The 16,044-nt window shown below is 68.7% G+C and carries 13 protein-coding genes; all 13 read right to left on the reverse strand.

Going from position 1 to position 16,044, the window contains the following annotated elements; genetic code table 11:
- Positions 1-26 precede the first annotated feature (26 nt).
- Genes VFQ05_17525 through truA form a run of 13 tightly spaced genes read right to left on the reverse strand, consistent with a single transcriptional unit; the run spans position 27 to position 16,040 of the window.
- Positions 27-2,495: an ATP-dependent Clp protease ATP-binding subunit gene (locus tag VFQ05_17525; GenBank protein HET9328571.1), complete on the reverse strand. Its 2,469-nt coding sequence runs from the start codon at positions 2,493-2,495 to the stop codon at positions 27-29.
- A gap of 22 nt (positions 2,496-2,517) precedes the next feature.
- A complete protein-coding gene (locus VFQ05_17530; protein HET9328572.1) occupies positions 2,518-3,603 on the reverse strand; it encodes a protein arginine kinase in 1,086 nt (361 codons plus the stop codon).
- Positions 3,600-4,121 carry a UvrB/UvrC motif-containing protein gene (locus VFQ05_17535; GenBank protein HET9328573.1) on the reverse strand — a complete coding sequence of 174 codons (522 nt, stop codon included), beginning with the start codon at positions 4,119-4,121 and terminating at the stop codon, positions 3,600-3,602. Before VFQ05_17535 ends, VFQ05_17530 begins: the two co-directional genes overlap by 4 nt.
- Positions 4,122-4,132: 11 nt before the next feature.
- Positions 4,133-4,855 carry an ABC transporter ATP-binding protein gene (locus VFQ05_17540; protein HET9328574.1) on the reverse strand — a complete coding sequence of 241 codons (723 nt, stop codon included), beginning with the start codon at positions 4,853-4,855 and terminating at the stop codon, positions 4,133-4,135.
- A gap of 10 nt (positions 4,856-4,865) precedes the next feature.
- On the reverse strand, positions 4,866-6,095 hold the full coding sequence (locus tag VFQ05_17545; GenBank protein ID HET9328575.1) for an ABC transporter permease: 1,230 nt from the start codon (positions 6,093-6,095) through the stop codon (positions 4,866-4,868).
- A complete protein-coding gene (gene lysS, locus VFQ05_17550; protein ID HET9328576.1) occupies positions 6,092-7,609 on the reverse strand; it encodes a lysine--tRNA ligase in 1,518 nt (505 codons plus the stop codon). Before lysS ends, VFQ05_17545 begins: the two co-directional genes overlap by 4 nt.
- Positions 7,610-7,640: 31 nt before the next feature.
- Positions 7,641-9,080 carry an amidophosphoribosyltransferase gene (gene purF / locus VFQ05_17555; protein ID HET9328577.1) on the reverse strand — a complete coding sequence of 480 codons (1,440 nt, stop codon included), beginning with the start codon at positions 9,078-9,080 and terminating at the stop codon, positions 7,641-7,643.
- Positions 9,077-9,685, reverse strand: coding sequence for a hypothetical protein (locus tag VFQ05_17560; GenBank protein HET9328578.1), 609 nt, complete (start codon positions 9,683-9,685; stop codon positions 9,077-9,079). Before VFQ05_17560 ends, purF begins: the two co-directional genes overlap by 4 nt.
- Positions 9,686-9,687: 2 nt before the next feature.
- On the reverse strand, positions 9,688-10,497 hold the full coding sequence (gene purQ, locus VFQ05_17565) for a phosphoribosylformylglycinamidine synthase I (protein HET9328579.1): 810 nt from the start codon (positions 10,495-10,497) through the stop codon (positions 9,688-9,690).
- Positions 10,494-12,851 carry a phosphoribosylformylglycinamidine synthase subunit PurL gene (gene purL / locus VFQ05_17570; GenBank protein HET9328580.1) on the reverse strand — a complete coding sequence of 786 codons (2,358 nt, stop codon included), beginning with the start codon at positions 12,849-12,851 and terminating at the stop codon, positions 10,494-10,496. Before purL ends, purQ begins: the two co-directional genes overlap by 4 nt.
- On the reverse strand, positions 12,848-14,149 hold the full coding sequence (gene purB / locus VFQ05_17575) for an adenylosuccinate lyase (GenBank protein HET9328581.1): 1,302 nt from the start codon (positions 14,147-14,149) through the stop codon (positions 12,848-12,850). The genes purL and purB overlap by 4 nt, the downstream gene beginning before the upstream one ends.
- Positions 14,146-15,300, reverse strand: a complete 1,155-nt coding sequence (locus tag VFQ05_17580; protein ID HET9328582.1) for a trypsin-like peptidase domain-containing protein — start codon at positions 15,298-15,300, stop codon at positions 14,146-14,148. Before VFQ05_17580 ends, purB begins: the two co-directional genes overlap by 4 nt.
- Positions 15,297-16,040 carry a tRNA pseudouridine(38-40) synthase TruA gene (truA, locus tag VFQ05_17585; GenBank protein HET9328583.1) on the reverse strand — a complete coding sequence of 248 codons (744 nt, stop codon included), beginning with the start codon at positions 16,038-16,040 and terminating at the stop codon, positions 15,297-15,299. Before truA ends, VFQ05_17580 begins: the two co-directional genes overlap by 4 nt.
- Between the last annotated feature and the right edge of the window lie 4 nt (positions 16,041-16,044).

The raw sequence follows: 16,044 nt of genomic DNA on the forward strand, positions 1-16,044 counted from the left end.
CCACCAGGACCAGGGAGACGACGAGCTTAGGCGCCAGGCGTGACCGGCGCAGGAGCGGGAACCGGCTCCCGGGCCGGAGCGAAAGAGAGACCATCCTCTTTACGAGTGACCATGACCTTGATGCCGGCTGGGAGCTGTCCGCGCAGGATGAACTCGGAGAGCGGGTCTTCGAGCAAACGCTGGATCGCCCGCTTGAGCGGCCGAGCGCCGAGCGAGGGATCGAACCCGCGCTCGATGAGGAGCTCGACGGCATCCGTGGTGATGTCGAGATGGATGTCCTGGGCACGCAGTCGCTCCCTGACTTGCCCGAGCAGGATTTCCACGATCTTGCGCATGTCATCCCGGGTGAGCGCGTGGAACACGATGACGTCATCGATTCGATTGAGGAACTCCGGATTGAAGGCTCGCTTCAGTTCGTCCTGAACTGTGCTCTTGATGGCCTGGAACTGCGCCGCACCACCCTCGACCTGCTTGAAACCGAGGTGCTTCCCTCCCGCGGCGATCTGCCGTCCGCCCAGGTTCGACGTCATGATGACGACGGTGTTCTTGAAATCCACACGGCGGCGCGAGCTGTCGGTCAGGACGCCGTCATCCAGGACCTGAAGCAGGACATTGAACACGTCCGGATGCGCTTTTTCAATCTCGTCGAGCAGCACCACCGAGTAGGGCTTGCGGCGAACCTTCTCGGTCAGCTGGCCGCCTTCCTCATACCCCACATACCCCGGGGGCGCTCCCACGAGGCGTGACACGGAGAACTTCTCCATGTACTCCGACATGTCAATCCTTATCAAAGCGTCCTCGTCGTCGAACAGGAACGCGGCGAGCTTGCGCGCCAGCTCCGTCTTGCCGACGCCGGTCGGCCCCAGGAAGATGAAGGAGCCGATCGGGCGCTTCGGGTCGCGCAGGCCGACCCGGTTGCGCCGCACGGCGCGAGCCACCGCCCCGACCGCCTCGTCCTGGCCCACGACGCCCTTGCGGAGCTCGTCCTCCATGCGCAGCAGCTTCTGCGTCTCTTCCTCGGCGAGCTTCACCACCGGAATGCCGGTCATCACCGAGAGCACCGCGGCGATCAGGTCCTCATCGACCTTGACGTCCTTGTCGCGCTTCGACTCGGCCCAGGACTTCTTGAGCTCGTTGCGGCGAGCCCGCAGCTCCTTCTCCTTGTCGCGCAGACGGGCAGCCTTTTCGTACTCCTGGCCGCGGATCGCGGCCTCCTTCTCCTTGACCACTTCCTCGAGACGCTTCTCGACTTCCTGGATCTCGCCCGGCACCGTGCTGACCGAGAGACGCGCCCGCGCACAGGCCTCGTCGATCACGTCGATCGCCTTGTCCGGGAAGTAGCGGTCGTTCATGTAGCGGTCCGCCAGCTTGACCGCCTGGATCAGCGCCTCGGGCGTGATGGTCACGCCATGATGCGCCTCGTACTTGTCCTTCAGCCCCTTGAGGATCTCGATCGTGTCCTCGACGCTCGGCTGATCCACCATGATCGGCTGGAAGCGGCGCTCGAGCGCGCCGTCCTTCTCGATGTACTTGCGGTATTCGTCGAGCGTGGTGGCCCCGATGCACTGCAGCTCGCCCCGCGCCAGCGCCGGCTTGAGCATGTTCGAGGCGTCGATCGCGCCCTCGGCGCCGCCCGCACCCACGATGGTGTGCAGCTCGTCGATGAAGATCACCGTGTCCTTGGACTCGCGAATCTCGTTCATCACGGTCTTGAGGCGCTCCTCGAACTGGCCGCGGTATTTGGTGCCGGCCACCACCGCCGCCAGGTCGAGCGTGACGATGCGCTTGTTGCGCAGGCTCTCCGGCACCTGGCCGGAGACGATGCGCTGCGCGAGACCTTCGGCGATCGCGGTCTTGCCGACGCCGGGCTCGCCGATCAGCACCGGGTTGTTCTTCTTGCGCCGCGACAGCACCTGGATGACGCGCTCGATCTCTTTTTCGCGTCCGATCACCGGGTCCAGCTTGCTCTCGCGCGCGAGCTGCGTCAGATCGCGCCCGAACTGGTTGAGCGCCGGCGTCTCGGGGCGCTCCTCGCGCTCCTGGCCGCTGGGCGCCGGCTGGCCGCCCAGGAGCTTCAGCGTCTCCTCACGGACCCGCTTGCGGTCCACGCCGAGCTCGAGGAGCACTTTGGCCGCCACGCCTTCACCTTCACGGATGAGACCGAGCAGCAGGTGCTCGGTGCCGACGTAGTTGTGTCCCAGCGAGCGCGCCTCCTCGACCGCCAGCTCGAGCACGCGCTTGGCGCGCGGCGTGAAGGGGATCTCACCGATGGTCATGGTGCCGCCCGAGGCGCTCACCATGTTCTCGACCTCCTGGCGGATGCGGTCGAGGTCGAGACCCAGATTGTTGAGCACCGTCGCGGCGATTCCCTCGCCCTCCCGGATCACGCCCAGCAGCAGATGCTCCGTGCCGATGTAGTCGTGCTGGAGGCGGGCCGCTTCTTCTCGCGCCAGGTAGATGACCTTGCGCACTCGCTCCGTGAATTTGTCGTGCAATGGATGCCCCTTTCAGACGAGCTCAGGCACCGGCGTCTCGCTCGGCGGCAGCCAAGCGCTGCCGCACGAGCTGCGCCCGGTAGACGTTTCGCTCCTCGGGCGTCAGCTCACCGCCATATTCGCGCTGCAGGTGCGCCGGTTGCGTCAGCACCAGCAGCTCGTTGATCACGCGCAGCGGGCACAACCCGGGGAGCCCCATCGACACCCCGAGCCGCACCGCCGAGCACAAGTTGATGACTTCCTGGGCCGAAACGGACCGACAGTAGCGCAGCAGCCCGTAGGCCCGCCACACCTTGTCTTCGATCTGAAGGCGCGCGTCTCGCACCAGACGCTCGCGCGCCCTCGTCTCGGTCTCCATGATCTGCCGAGAAACGCGGTCGAGGCTCTCGATCGATTCGCGCTCGCTCTGCCCCAGCGTGGTCTGGTTCGAAACCTGGAAGAGATTTCCCATGACGTTGCTGTGCTCTCCGTACAGGCCGCGCACGTTGAGGCCCACCTGCATCACGCTCTTCAGGACGCGGTCGATCTCCTTGAGCAGGACGAGCGCCGGAAGGTGGATGAGCACCGAGGCGCGAAGGCCGGTGCCGGTGTTGGTGGGACACGACGTCAGGTAGCCGATCTCCTCGGAGAACGCGAAGTCGAGCGCCTGGCTCAATTCGTCGTCGGCCTTGTCCGCGGCGCCCCAGGCCTCGGCGAGCTGGAAGCCCGACGCCATCGACTGGAGCCGGAGGTGGTCCTCTTCGTTGATCATCAGCGACAGCCGCTCTTCCGGACCGACCAGGATCCCGCGCGGACGTCCGCCGTCGCCGAGCTCGTGGCTCACGAGATGACGCTCGACCAGGATCTGGCGGTCGATGCCGGTGATCTCGTTCATGCGGAGCAGCATGGCTCCGGTGAAGGACGTGGTCGCCGACGCCGCGCTCGCGACGCTGGCGACGACGCCCTGCAGCTGTTCCTCGCGGGCGCGATGCGTGAACGGCACGGTGGCCAAGTTGCGGGCCAGCCGCATGCGGGTCGAGACCACGAGCTCCGAGTGCGGGCCATCCCCCGACAGCCACGGGCTGGGGCGGGAGACCAGCTGCTCGAAGCGAGCCGCCGAATCGCTCATGTGCCGGACTCGGATTGCGCGGCTTCGAGCCGCTTGATCTCGTCGCGCACCTCGGCCGCGCGCTCGAACTCCTCGCGTGCCACCGCGCGCTGCAGCTCATCGTAGAGCCGCTGCACCTGGCGGGCGCGGGATACCAGCTGGCCGTCGCTGGCCGGGGCCTTGCCCTTGTGGCGGGTGTCGCCGTGAATGCGCCGCAGCAGCGGCCGAAGCTGGAACTGGAACGCGTTGTAACACTCCGCGCAGCCCAGACGTCCGGTTTCCTTGAAGGCCGAATAGAGCAGCCCGCAGCGCGGGCATTGAACCGATCCGACGCGCTCTTCCTCGTTGGACGCCATGCTGTTGATCATTCCGGCGAAGGCAGCGGCAACGTCGAATTTCTCCTTCAGCGGCTTGACGGGCTCGGTGAAGCCCTTCTCCTCCGCGCACACTTCGCAGAGATGGTATTCGGACATCTTGTTCTCGACGATCTGGGTGAAGTGGAGGACCGCGGGATTCTTGCCGCAGATCTGGCAGAGCATGGCGAGCCCCCTCAGCGGACGGGCGCGAGCCGACCGGCCTCGAGCCTCAGGACCCGGTCCGCAATCGCGGCGAGCCTATCATTGTGGGTCACGATCACAAACGCCTGCCGGTCACGGTGCGCCAGAGTGACCATGAGCTCGTGCAAGGTCTCTGCTCCGGCCTGATCGAGGTTGCCGGATGGCTCGTCGGCCATCACGAGCTCGGGCCCGGCAACGAGCGCGCGCGCTACGGCCACGCGCTGCGCCTCCCCTCCCGAGAGCTGCGCGGGTGTGTGCTCCCAGCGCTCGGGAAGACCCACCGACTCGAGCGCGCGACGCGCACGAGCCTGCGCGGCCGTCCGATTCTCACCCGCAATCAGCAGTGGCATCATCACGTTCTCTTCGGCGTTGAACTCGGGGAGCAGATGATGGAACTGGAACACGAATCCCAGGTGTCGAGCCCGGAACCGAGCCAGCTCTCCTTCTCCTAACTCTTCGACCTTTCGGCCCCGAATCTCCACCGAACCCCGATCGGGCCGATCGATCGTTCCAAGAATGTTCAACAGCGTGCTCTTTCCGACGCCCGAAACGCCGACGATCGCGACGACCGACCCCCGTTGGACGCTAAGTTCAATCCCACGGAGGACTTCGAGCCTTCCGGATGGAGCGGGATACGCCTTTTCGATGCCGGACGCGGTCAGAACGACTTGATTCGATTCAAACCCCTCGGTCCCAGGATCTTGTCCGGTTTTCATCAAGTCCCCCTCATCCCTGGCGCCGGATGGCTTCGACGGGATCCAGCATCGAGGCGCGCCAGGCCGGATAGAGGGCCGCGGCGAGACACAGCGCGAGGGCGGCGGCGACGACCGACACGAAGTCACCCAGCTCGGGACGAACCGGAAGGCGCTCGATGAAATAGACATCGCCCGGCAGCTGGACGAAGGGATACGTCCGGAGCAGCGAGATCAGTCCCCAGCCCAGAGCCGTGCCCAGCATCGTTCCCAGGCCGCCGATCAGGAGTCCTTCCCAGAGGAAGACGCGGAGCACCACGCTCCTCGACGCGCCGAGCGCCTTGAGCACGCCGATGTCCCGGCGCTTCTCCAGCACCACCATGAACAGCGTGCTCACGACGTTGAAGGCCGCGACCAGGATGATCAGCGCCAGGATCACGAACATCACCGTCTTCTCGAGCTTCATCCACGTGAACAAATTGCGGTTGAGCTCGATCCAATTGTTGGCGTGTAGCCGCGGATCGCCGATCGCGCGCAGCAGTCGTGACGCCGCGCGCGGCGCGTCGAACATGTCGACCAGCCGTACCTCGATGCCCGTGACCGCGGCCCCGAGGTCGAAGAAGTCCTGGGCCGCGGGGATGGCGACGAATCCGAAGCTCGAGTCGTACGTATAGAGGCCGGAAGAAAAGAGGCCCACGACGCGGAAGCGCCGCAGCTTGGGCGCGTAGCCCATCGCGCTGCGATCCGCGGCCAGTGAGGCGAGCACGACCGTGTCGCCCACGGCCGCGCCGATGCGGGCCGCCAGCTCGGTGCCGAGGACGACGCTCGGCATGGCGAGGTCCGCGGGGATGGCGTCGAGCGACGGCGAGATGTTGTGCGCGACGGTCGTGACCCGGCGCTCCTGGCCGAGATCGATGCCCTTCACCACCAGGCCTTCGGCGCGGCCGCCGTAGATCACCATGGCCTTGGCGTAGGTGAACGGCGCCGCGCCCACCACTCCGGGCTGCCGCGCGGCGCGCGCGGCCAGCGAGTCGCCGCCGCGGATGGCCCCCTGCGTATCGCCGAGCAGAACCACGTGCGCGTCGGTGCCGGCGATCCGGGTCTGGATCTCGTTCTCGAAGCCGTTCATCACCGCCAGCACCGTGAGCAACGCGGTGACGCCCACGGCCACGCCGGCCACGGAGATTCCGGTGAGCAGGGTGATGAATGCGCTGCGGCGCCGGGTTCGAAGGTAGCGGGCCGCGATCCAGAGCGGCAGGTTCACCGGGGCGGGGCGCCTTCCGCCGCTTCCGCGGCCCCCGCCGTTGCGGGCTCTTCGGCGTCGGGATCCTCACGCCCTTCTTCGGGCCGGAGCTGCGGGAACAGGATCACGTCGCGGATGGAGCGCGAGTCGGTGAGGAGCATGGCCATCCGGTCGATGCCGATGCCGCAGCCCCCGGTCGGCGGCATGCCGTACTCGAGCGCCCGCACGTAGTCGAGGTCCATCGGCTGGGCTTCTTCGTCCCCTCCCGCCCGCAGCGCCGCCTGAGCCTCGAAGGCCCGGTGTTGCGCGTCGGGATCGTTCTGCTCGGAGAACGCATTCGCCAGCTCCATGCCGCAGGCGAACAGCTCGAAGCGCTCGACCACCGCCTGGTTGCGGCGGCTCGCGCGCGCCAGCGGCGAGGTCTCGACGGGATAGTCGGTCACGAACGTCGGCTGCGTCAGCGAGGGCTGGACCAGCTCGCTGAACAGGGCGTCGAGCAGGCCGCCCGCACCGAGACCGGGGCGGGTCTCGATGCCGTGCCGTGTGGCGAGCCGCTGGAGCTGCGCGCGATCGAGCGCGTCCACCGACTCTCCGGCCTTTTGACCGACGGCGTCGAGCATCGACAGCCGCGCGAACGGCGGCGTGAAGTCGAGCGTCTGCCCCTGGTAGTTCACGGTGCGGGAGCCGCCGGCATGCTCCGCCGCCGAGACGACGAGCGCTTCGGTGAGATCCATCATGTCGTTCACGTCGGCGAACGCCTGGTAGAACTCGAGCATCGTGAACTCGGGATTGTGCGTGCGATCCATGCCCTCGTTCCGGAAGTCGCGCGAAAACTCGTAGACGCGCTCGAGCCCTCCCACGATCAGGCGCTTGAGATAGAGCTCGTTCGAGATGCGCAGGTACAGATCCATGTCGAGTGCTTTGTGCTCGGTGACGAAGGGCCGCGCGAAGGCGCCGCCGTAGAGCGGCTGCAGCACCGGCGTCTCGACCTCGAGGAATCCCGCGCGCTCCAATCCCTCACGGAAGGCCGAGATGATTCGCGCCCGTCTGCGAAAGACCTCGCGCACCTCGAGATTCATGAAGAGGTCGGCGTAGCGCTGGCGGAAACGCGTTTCGGGATCGCGCAGGCCGTGCCACTTCTCGGGCAACGGTCGGAGCGCCTTGGCCAGCAGATCGACGCGGTCGGCGCGCACCGTGATCTCCCCGGAGCGGGTGCGAAACAAGGGCCCTTCCACGCCCGCCCAGTCGCCCACGTCCAGGAGCTCGTAGCGGCGGAACTGCTCCCCCATCTGGTCCGCGCGGAAGTACGCCTGGATCCTGCCGCTCGCATCCAGCAGGTGAGCGAAGCCGGCCTTGCCGTGGCCCCGCAGCGACACGACCCGGCCCGCCACGGACACCTTGTCCCCGGGCTCGGCGGTCACCTGATCGCCGAGCGCGAGCAGCTCGGCCGCATGGTGCGTGGGCTGGTAGCGGTACGCGTAGGGCTCGACGCCGAGCGCTCGCCATTGCGCGAGCTTCTCGCGTCGCTGGCGCATCAGCTCCTGAAGGGACATGCGACCGCGAGGATCAGCCGGCGCCCGCGCCCGCTGCGCGGTGCATGGTCTCGATCGCGAGCTTCGACGCCTCGGGGTCGATCGGCACCGGATACTGGCCGGAGAAGCAGGCGTGACAGAACCGCTTCCCGTCCTTCTCGCACAGAAGCAATCCGTCCAGCGAGATGTATCCGAGCGAGTCCACGCCCAGGTAGTCGCGGATCTCCTCCACCGTCTTGAGCGCGCCGATCAGCTCGCGGCGGCTCGGCGTGTCGATGCCGTAGAAGCATGGATGCGTCACCGGCGGCGAGCCTACCCGGAAGTGGACTTCGAGGGCGCCGGCGCGCCGCAGCACCCGGACCAGCTTGCGGCTGGTGGTGCCGCGCACGATCGAGTCGTCGACCAGCACCACGCGCTTCCCGTCGAGCACCTCGCGGACCGGGTTGAACTTGATCCGCACGCCGCTGTCGCGCTCGTCCTGCTTGGGCTGGATGAAGGTGCGTCCGACATAGTGGTTGCGGATGAGTCCGAGCTCGAAGGGAATCCCGGATTCTTCTGCGTAACCGAGCGCGATCGAGTTGCTGGAGTCGGGCACCGCGATGACCACGTCGCCCGGCGCGGGATGCTCCTGAGCCAGCCGGTGTCCGATGCGCCGGCGCACGCGGTCGACGCTCTCGCCGAACACGCGGCTGTCGGGGCGAGAGAAGTAGATGTGCTCGAAGATGCACTGCTGAATCTTCGTCGCCGCGGGAATCGCCTGGCGGCAGCGCATCCCGCGCGGATCCAGGCTCACCAGCTCGCCGGGCTCGACGTCGCGCAGGAAGTCGGCGCCCACCAGATCGAGCGCGCAGGTCTCGGAGGCCACCACGTAGCCGTCGCCGAGGCGCCCCAGGCACAGCGGGCGCAGCCCATGGGCGTCGCGCACCGCATAGACATGATCGCGGGTCAGCAGGATCAACGCGTAGGCGCCCTGGACCTGGCGCATCGCCTCGATCAGCGCCTCCTCGGGGCTCTCGCTGTTCGAGAGCGCCATGAGGTGCAGGAAGATCTCGGTGTCGAGCGTGGTCTGGAAGATCGAACCCGATCCTTCGAGGCCCTGCCGCAGCTCGCGGGCATTGGTCAGGTTGCCGTTGTGGGCGAGCGCAAGAGGACCCGATCGATAGACCACGCGCAGCGGCTGCGTGTTGTCGAGCGTGATGCTGCCGCTCGTCGAATAGCGGTTGTGGCCGATCGCGAGCTGGCCAGGAAGCTGGGCGATCGCCTGGTCGGTGTAGACGTCCGACACCAGGCCGAGCCCTTTCACGGTGTGGAACTCTCCGTCGTTGTCCGAGCTCACGATGCCGGAGGATTCCTGGCCCCGATGCTGGAGCGCGTGAAGGCCGAGGCGCACGACTTCGGCCGCGCGCGGCACTCCCACGGCGGCGAACACGCCGCACTCGTCGTTCCAAGCCTTGTCCGGGGTCCAGCCGGTCATCGCCTGCCTTTCGTCGAAGTCGCCTTGCGCCGCGCCGGAGTGCGGCCGGAAGCCGCGCCGGATCCAGTCTCGATCCACGGCACGGGCACCGAGCCCTCGGCCCACCGGCACTCCTGCGAGTGGGGATTGCAGAGTAACCCGTGCCGCCGACTCCGCACCAGCGCGAGGTCGCCGGCTCGAGCGTCGTCGACGCCCGGCTCGAACGACAAAGCCCACGCGATGCCTTCGCGAACGCTGACCGTGTCGCCGGTCTCGTGCTCCCACCAGCGCTCGGCGGCGGGGCGGCGCGCGCCGTCCTTCTCGGTCACCAATACCGCGCGCTCACCCGGCACGAGCGGTGCGGGGTCATCGGAAGACAGCCGCACGACGCAACGCTCCTTGTGCGGGTTGTAGAACTGCGTGGAGCCGTGGAGCAGCTCCTCCAGCCGCTCGCGCGCCGGCAACCGGCCTTCGAGCTCGACCAGCCGGATGCGGCGGAGCCGTTGCAGATGCTGTCCCGCGGCGAGCTGGCTCTTCGCCACGTCCAGCGCCGAAGCCGCCTCCAGGTCGTCCGCCTTCAGCTCGATCCAGGCCTGCGCCACTCTTCGCGTCTCCTTGCGTGCCATCGTCATCCCTCGAGATGCCGCTTCAAGCCGTGGAACAACGCGAGCCCCGGACCTTCGGCATCCGCGTGTCCTTGGTTCATCGCTTGCTCGCGCCGCTCCGACCACGGACCGCCGACGCTGCGCGCCAGCGCGCCCAGGTCCTGCGCGCGTTCGGGATGAGGCATCATCGCCAGCACGTTGCCCCGGTTGTTGCAGACCGCCGCGGCCGCCACCTCGGCGCCGTTCGGATTGGCGGGAAACCCGTCGGCCTCGGACCCGTCCGGATGCGCGTACCGCAGCGGGACCTGTCCCGCGCGCAGGAGCGACGGCATGCGCTCAGGATCATCGCTGGTGAAGCGGCCTTCCCCGTGGGCGATCGGGAGCGGCAGCACCGTGCCCGGCTCCAGGTGGCGGGTGAACACGCACGGCGACTTCTCCACCCGCGCATAGATCCAGCGCGCGTAGTAGCCGCCGCGATCGGTCATGCGATTGCGCGCCAGCGCCAGCTCGACCTGACCGTGATCGGGCACGAGCCCGGCCTCGACCAGCACCTGGGCGCCGTTGCAGATGCCGATCACCGGCTTGCCTCGATCGGCTTCCTCGGCGAGCACGTCGACCAGCGGATCCTTGGCGGCCAGAGCGCCCGCACGCACGCGGTCCTGGTACGACCAGCCACCGGGAAGCAGGAAGGCGTCGTATGCCCGCAGGTCGCTGGGGGCGCGCGTCCAGCGGAAGACTTCCGCATCGAGACCCACGCGCGCCAAGGCGCGCACGCTCTCCGACTCGCAGTTGACCCCCGGGAACTGCACCACCGCCACGCGCGGCGCGCTCATGACTCGACCGTCTCGTTCCACAACGCTTCGAGCGGGCGCGCGGCCGCCTCGCGAAGCTCGCCGGCCACGCACTCCCATCGTTCTCCCGAAGGCTCGAGAACGCGCAATCGCTGCGAAGCCGCCACCGTCCCGATCGGCCAGGCCAGGAGCCCGCGCTCGCGTGCCGCCTGGAAGAGCCGCGCGGCGCGCTCGGGACTCACTTCGAAGACGATGCCGGGGCGCTCGCTGAACAGCGCCACCGCGCTGTCGGCTTCGAGGACGCCGAGGTCGATGTCGACCCCGAGCCCGTGCTCGACCGGGCTCGCGAGCAGCATCTCGACCAGCGCCACCGCCAGCCCTCCATCGGAGACGTCGTGCGCCGCGCGTACCCAGCGGCCTTCGGCAGCGAGCACCGCCAGCGCCTCGAGACGGCCTTCGCGCTCGAGGTTGAGCTCGGGAGGCGCCGTGCCCTGCTCGCCGAGCAGCTCGCGCGCGTAGGCGGACCCGGTGAGCTGGTCGCGCGGCTCTCCCACCAGCACCACGAAGTTTCCGGAGCGCGAAAGCGCTTGCGACACCACCGTGGACACGTCGCGAACCATGCCGGCCGCCATCACGATCGGCGAGGGCGGCACCGCGCGCTCGCCGGTCTGGTTGTAGAGGCTCACGTTGCCGCTGACGAACGGCAACGCCGCGCCGCGGCTCGCCAGCGATCCCAGCGACTCCGCCGCCACCGCCAGACCTTCGAGCGTGGCCGCCAGATCCCCCATCACGGCGGGGTCTTCGGGATGACCGAAGTTGAGGCAGTCGGTGAGCGCCCATGGCCGTCCGCCGACGCACGCCACGTTGCGGCAGGCTTCGGCCACCGCGTGACGGGCCCCGAGCTCGGGATCGGCCGAGCACCAGTAAGGATTGCCGCCAAGCGCCACCGCGATCCCGAGCTCGCGATCCGGGTGAGCGCGGAACACCGCGGCGTCGCCTTCACCCGGCCGGAGCCAGGTGCGGCCCTGCACCTCGGGATCGTAGTGACGGAACAGGTACTCGCGGGAGCAGCCGTTGTAGCTCGAAAGCAGCGTCAGCAGCGCGTCGCGGCCCGGCCGATGCTTGCGCGGCACCTTGAGCGGCGCCGCCGGCGGACGGCGTCGCGCGGGACGGTGCACCCGTCTTCCGGTGGTGATCGCCTCGACGGGACAGTCCACCAGCACTTCTTCCTTCCACGTCACGCGGTACTGCGCGTCGGTGGTGGCGTGTCCGATCACGCGCGCCGCGGCGCCGCCGTAGACACGGCCCAGCGCGAACTCCCGGTTATAGAGGTCGCACGCCTCCGCGGCGAACGATTCGGGCAGCACCCAGCAGTAACGCTCCTGCGTCTCGGCGCAGAGCAGCACCTCCGGCGGCACGCTCCTGGCCACCCGGTGGAGCGTCTCGAGCTGGATCTCGGCGCCTCGTCCGCCCGCCGCGGCCAGCTCGCTGGTCGCGCACGCCACGCCCCCCGCGCCGAGGTCCTTGAAGCCGGCGGGGATCCCGCGCTCGCGAATGCGGCGGAAGAGCTCCGCGTTGGCGACGTGGAGCACGCGCTTGAGGAACGGATCGGGAAGCTGCACCGCGCCGCGCTGGTCGCCATCGCCGAGCTCGCCCGATGCGAACGCCGCGCCGCCGAATCCGCTCTCGTCGGTGGGCTTGCCCACCAGCACGAACACCCATGGTCCTGGACCTTCGGGCACGCGGCTCCGCAGCAGTCCGTCCTTGGGGGCGATCCCGAGCGCCATCACGTTGACCAGGCAGTTCTCGTTGAACGCCTCGTCGAAATAGAGGTCGCCGCCCAGGTTCGGAACCCCGAGCGCGTTGCCGTAACTCGCGATGCCGTGCACCACGCCGCGCGCGATGTCGCGCGCCGGCACGCCTCCTTGCACCGGATGACCGAAGCGCAGCCCGTCCAGCACCGCCACCACTTCGGCGCCCATGCAGCCGACGTCGCGGACGATGCCGCCCACGCCGGTGGCCGCGCCTTCCACCGGCAGGAGCTGGCTCGGGTGGTTGTGACTCTCGTGCGCCATCACCAGCGCGAGGTCCTGGCAGGGCGCCGGCAGCGCGACGGCGCCCGCGTCCTCGCCCGGCCCGATCAGCACCTGGGGGGCCTCGGTCGGCAGCCGCTTGAGAAGATGCCGCGTGGATTTGTAGGAGCAATGCTCGCTCCACAAGATCCCGAACAGCACGGCTTCGGCCCAGCGCGGCGGCCGGCCCAGCAGCTCGAGCAGGAGCGTCACCTCGTCGGGCTCGAGCGACACGCCGGCAGCGGCCAGGCGTCGCGACACCGCGGCCGGATCGCGCGCCTCTTCCTGGGTGTACGCGGGAACCATCGGAGTCGTCACCGTCATCGCACGGGCTCCTCGGCTCGGTCGAACAGGTCGTTGACGTGGCGGAACGCGGGATCGAGCTCGAAGCAGGCCGCCAGCCGCTCCTGGCCGAGCACCTCGCGCACGCGCGGATCGGCTTCGAGCAGCGCGCGGAACGAGCCCCCGGAATCGAGTGCTTCGAGCGCGCTCTTCTGCACCACCCGGTAGGCTTCGTCGCGCGCCATGCCGGCGGAGGTGAGCGCGAGCAGCACGCGCTGAGAGTGAATCAGGCCCCCTCCCGCGTCCAGGTTGCGTCGCATGTTCTCCGGATAGACGCGCAGGTCCGCGAGCACCGCGGACAGCTCGTGGGTCATGAAATCGGCGACCAGAAAAGCGTCCGGCAGGATCACGCGCTCGACCGAAGAATGGCTGATGTCGCGCTCGTGCCACAGCGCCTGGTTCTCGAGCGCCGCCTGCGCATAGCCTCGCAGCAGACGCGCCAGCCCGCAGATGCGCTCGCATTGGACGGGGTTTCTCTTGTGCGGCATGGCCGACGAGCCCTTCTGCCCCTCGCGGAAGGGCTCCTCGGCTTCACGCACCTCCGTGCGCTGCAAGTGCCGCACCTCGAGCGCGATCTTGTCCAGGGTTCCGCCCAGCACCGCGAGCGCGCAGACGAGATGCGCATGGCGGTCGCGCTGCACCACCTGATTGGCGACCGGCTCGGCGCGCAAGCCGAGCTTCTCGAGCGCCAGGCGCTCGACGTCGGGCCCGAGATGCGCGAGCGTCCCCACCGCCCCCGAGATCTTCCCGACCGCCACGTCCTCGAGCGCATTCTCGAGACGATCCAGCTGGCGCCCGAGCTCCTCGCTCCACAGCAGCAGCTTGAGTCCGAAGGTGATGGGCTCGGCGTGGACACCGTGGGTGCGGCCCACCATCGGAGTGAGTCGGTGCTTCTGCGCCAGATCCCACGTGACGCGCCGAAGCGACCTCACGCCGCTCAGGAGATGCCGGCCGGCCTCGACCATCTGACAGGCGAGTGCGGTGTCCACCAGGTCGGAGGAGGTCATCCCCACGTGGAGCTCGCGCGCGCCCTCGTGGGCACTCTCGGCCACCATGCTGAGGAACGCGATGACGTCGTGCCGCACCTCGGCCTCGATCTCCGCCATGCGGGCGGCGTCGACTCGCGCCGTGCGGCGCACGCCTTCGGCCGTCCCCGGCGCCGCCCGCCCCAGCGATTCGCGGGCCGAGGTCACCGCCAGCTCGACGTCGAGCCAGAGTGCTAAGCGGTGCTCGTCACTCCAGATCCTCGCCATCTCCGGCCGGGAGTAGCGATCGATCATGGCTCGCGTCCTCCACGCGGAGCTTCGGCCAGCGTGAGACTCACGTTCTGCGTCCTCCCCTCGCGCTCCACGACCAGCTTGAGCTGGTCGCCGACCGCCGCGCCATAGATGCTTCGCTGCGCATCGTCCACCGAGTCCACGTCACGGCCGTTGACCTTGCGGATGCGGTCTCCGACCTGCACGCCCGCGCGCGCAGCCGGGCCGCCGGGCTCCACGCGCGAGACCACCATGCCGCCGAGATCCTTGAAGCCGAGCCGTTGCGCGATGTAGGGGGTGACCTGCTGGAGCGTCATGCCCGGCCAGGCCGTGCGGACCCGTCCGTAGGTCTTGATCTCCTGCAGGATGCGGCGGGCGAGATTGATCGGGATCGCGAACCCGAGCCCGATGGAGCCGCCGCCCTGAGTGAAGATGAAGGTGTTGATCCCGATCACCTCGCCCTCGGCGTTCACCAGAGGGCCTCCGCTGTTGCCGGGATTGATGGCGGCGTCGGTCTGGATCATGTTCTTGTACATCCCCGACTCGGTGACCTCCGACTTGATGTCTCTGCGCGTCGCGCTCACTACCCCCGCGGTCACCGTCGGCTGCGTGTCGTTGAGCAGGTAGCCGAAGGGACTGCCGATGGCGATCGCCCATTCGCCCACCACGAGCTCGTCGCTGTTCCCCATCGGTGCGGCCGGCAGATTCCGGCCTTCGACCTTCAGCACCGCGAGATCGTAGAGGTCGGTGGTGCCGAGGATCTTCGCCGGCAGCTGGCGCCCGTCAGCCAAAGTCACCTTCACTTCCTGCGCGTTCCTCACCACGTGACCGTTGGTGAGCACGATGCCCGAAGGATCGATGATCACGCCCGATCCGAGGCCCGGAATCTTCTGCTCGTACTCCATGGGCGGGAAGAACCGGTCGAAGAAATCGTCCCGCAGCATGCCGGCGAAGGGGTCCGCGCGCACGGTGCGGGTGGCCACCACGCTGACCGAGACCACCGCGGGACTGACTTTCTGCGAGGCGGTGACGATGGCGTTGCGCCGCGAGGTCGGCAGGTCGGCGGCCTGCGCCGCCGGCGGCCGCGTCGTCAGCTCGGGACGCAGAGCCAGCCACACCCCCAGCGCGCCCGCCAGGACGCCGAGTGCGAAGCCCGGCCAGCGCGGGCGGCTCATGCGACCTCCGCGGGGTAGAACACCTGCTCCAGGCAGAGCCCCTCGGGCGGAGCCGTAGGCCCCGCCTGGGCGCGCGAGCGCGACTCGAGGATCGCGCGCATCGCCGCGGCGGAGTCCTTGCGATTCATGAGCGCCAGCGCGGTGCCGACCACGTTGCGCACCATGTGATAGAGGAAGTGGTCGGCCACCAGATCGAGCTGGAGTCCTCCCTCCCAGCGCCGCCACGAGGCGTGGTGCACGTGGCAGAGAGTGGTCGTCGTCGAGCCGCCGCTCGCGGCGAACGCCGCGCAATCGTGCTCGCCTTCCAACGGCCGAACCGCGGTTTCCAGCGACACCGGGTTCAACGCGCGCCCGGGGTGCCAGGCGATTCTCTGCAGCAGGACGTCGCGCCGCTCGAGCAGGCGGTAGGCATAGCGCCGGGCGCCGGCCGAGCGCCGCGCGTCGAAAGCCGGGCCGACGTCGCGAGCGGCGAGCACGTGCAGGTCGACGGGAAGGTGGCGGCGCAGCAGCGGCGCCAGCGCGCGCGCCGGAAGACGGGTCGACGAGGAGAAGCTGGCCACCTGGCCGCGCGCGTGACAGCCGGCGTCGGTTCGACCGGCGCCGGTCAGCCGCACTCGCTCTTTCAGCACCTCGCTCAACGCATCCTCCAGAACGCCCTGCACCGTCCGCAGCTTCGGCTGGAGCTGCCAGCCGTGGAACTCCGTGCCGTCGTAGGCCACGTCCAGGCGCAGCGTTCGCATCGGC

The sequence above is a fragment of the Candidatus Eisenbacteria bacterium genome (assembly GCA_035712145.1).
In the GTDB taxonomy this organism is placed as follows: Bacteria; Eisenbacteria; RBG-16-71-46; order RBG-16-71-46; family RBG-16-71-46; genus DASTBI01.

Coding starts and splice junctions, on each gene's coding strand:
- VFQ05_17530 (HET9328572.1), bottom strand. CDS start 3,603: ATGAGCGATTCGGCGGCTCGCTTCGAGCAGCTGGTCTCCCGCCCCAGC.
- VFQ05_17535 (HET9328573.1), bottom strand. CDS start 4,121: ATGCTCTGCCAGATCTGCGGCAAGAATCCCGCGGTCCTCCACTTCACC.
- VFQ05_17540 (HET9328574.1), bottom strand. CDS start 4,855: ATGAAAACCGGACAAGATCCTGGGACCGAGGGGTTTGAATCGAATCAA.
- lysS (HET9328576.1), bottom strand. CDS start 7,609: ATGCGCCAGCGACGCGAGAAGCTCGCGCAATGGCGAGCGCTCGGCGTC.
- purF (HET9328577.1), bottom strand. CDS start 9,080: ATGACCGGCTGGACCCCGGACAAGGCTTGGAACGACGAGTGCGGCGTG.
- VFQ05_17560 (HET9328578.1), bottom strand. CDS start 9,685: ATGGCACGCAAGGAGACGCGAAGAGTGGCGCAGGCCTGGATCGAGCTG.
- purQ (HET9328579.1), bottom strand. CDS start 10,497: ATGAGCGCGCCGCGCGTGGCGGTGGTGCAGTTCCCGGGGGTCAACTGC.
- purL (HET9328580.1), bottom strand. CDS start 12,851: ATGACGGTGACGACTCCGATGGTTCCCGCGTACACCCAGGAAGAGGCG.
- purB (HET9328581.1), bottom strand. CDS start 14,149: ATGATCGATCGCTACTCCCGGCCGGAGATGGCGAGGATCTGGAGTGAC.
- VFQ05_17580 (HET9328582.1), bottom strand. CDS start 15,300: ATGAGCCGCCCGCGCTGGCCGGGCTTCGCACTCGGCGTCCTGGCGGGC.
- truA (HET9328583.1), bottom strand. CDS start 16,040: ATGCGAACGCTGCGCCTGGACGTGGCCTACGACGGCACGGAGTTCCAC.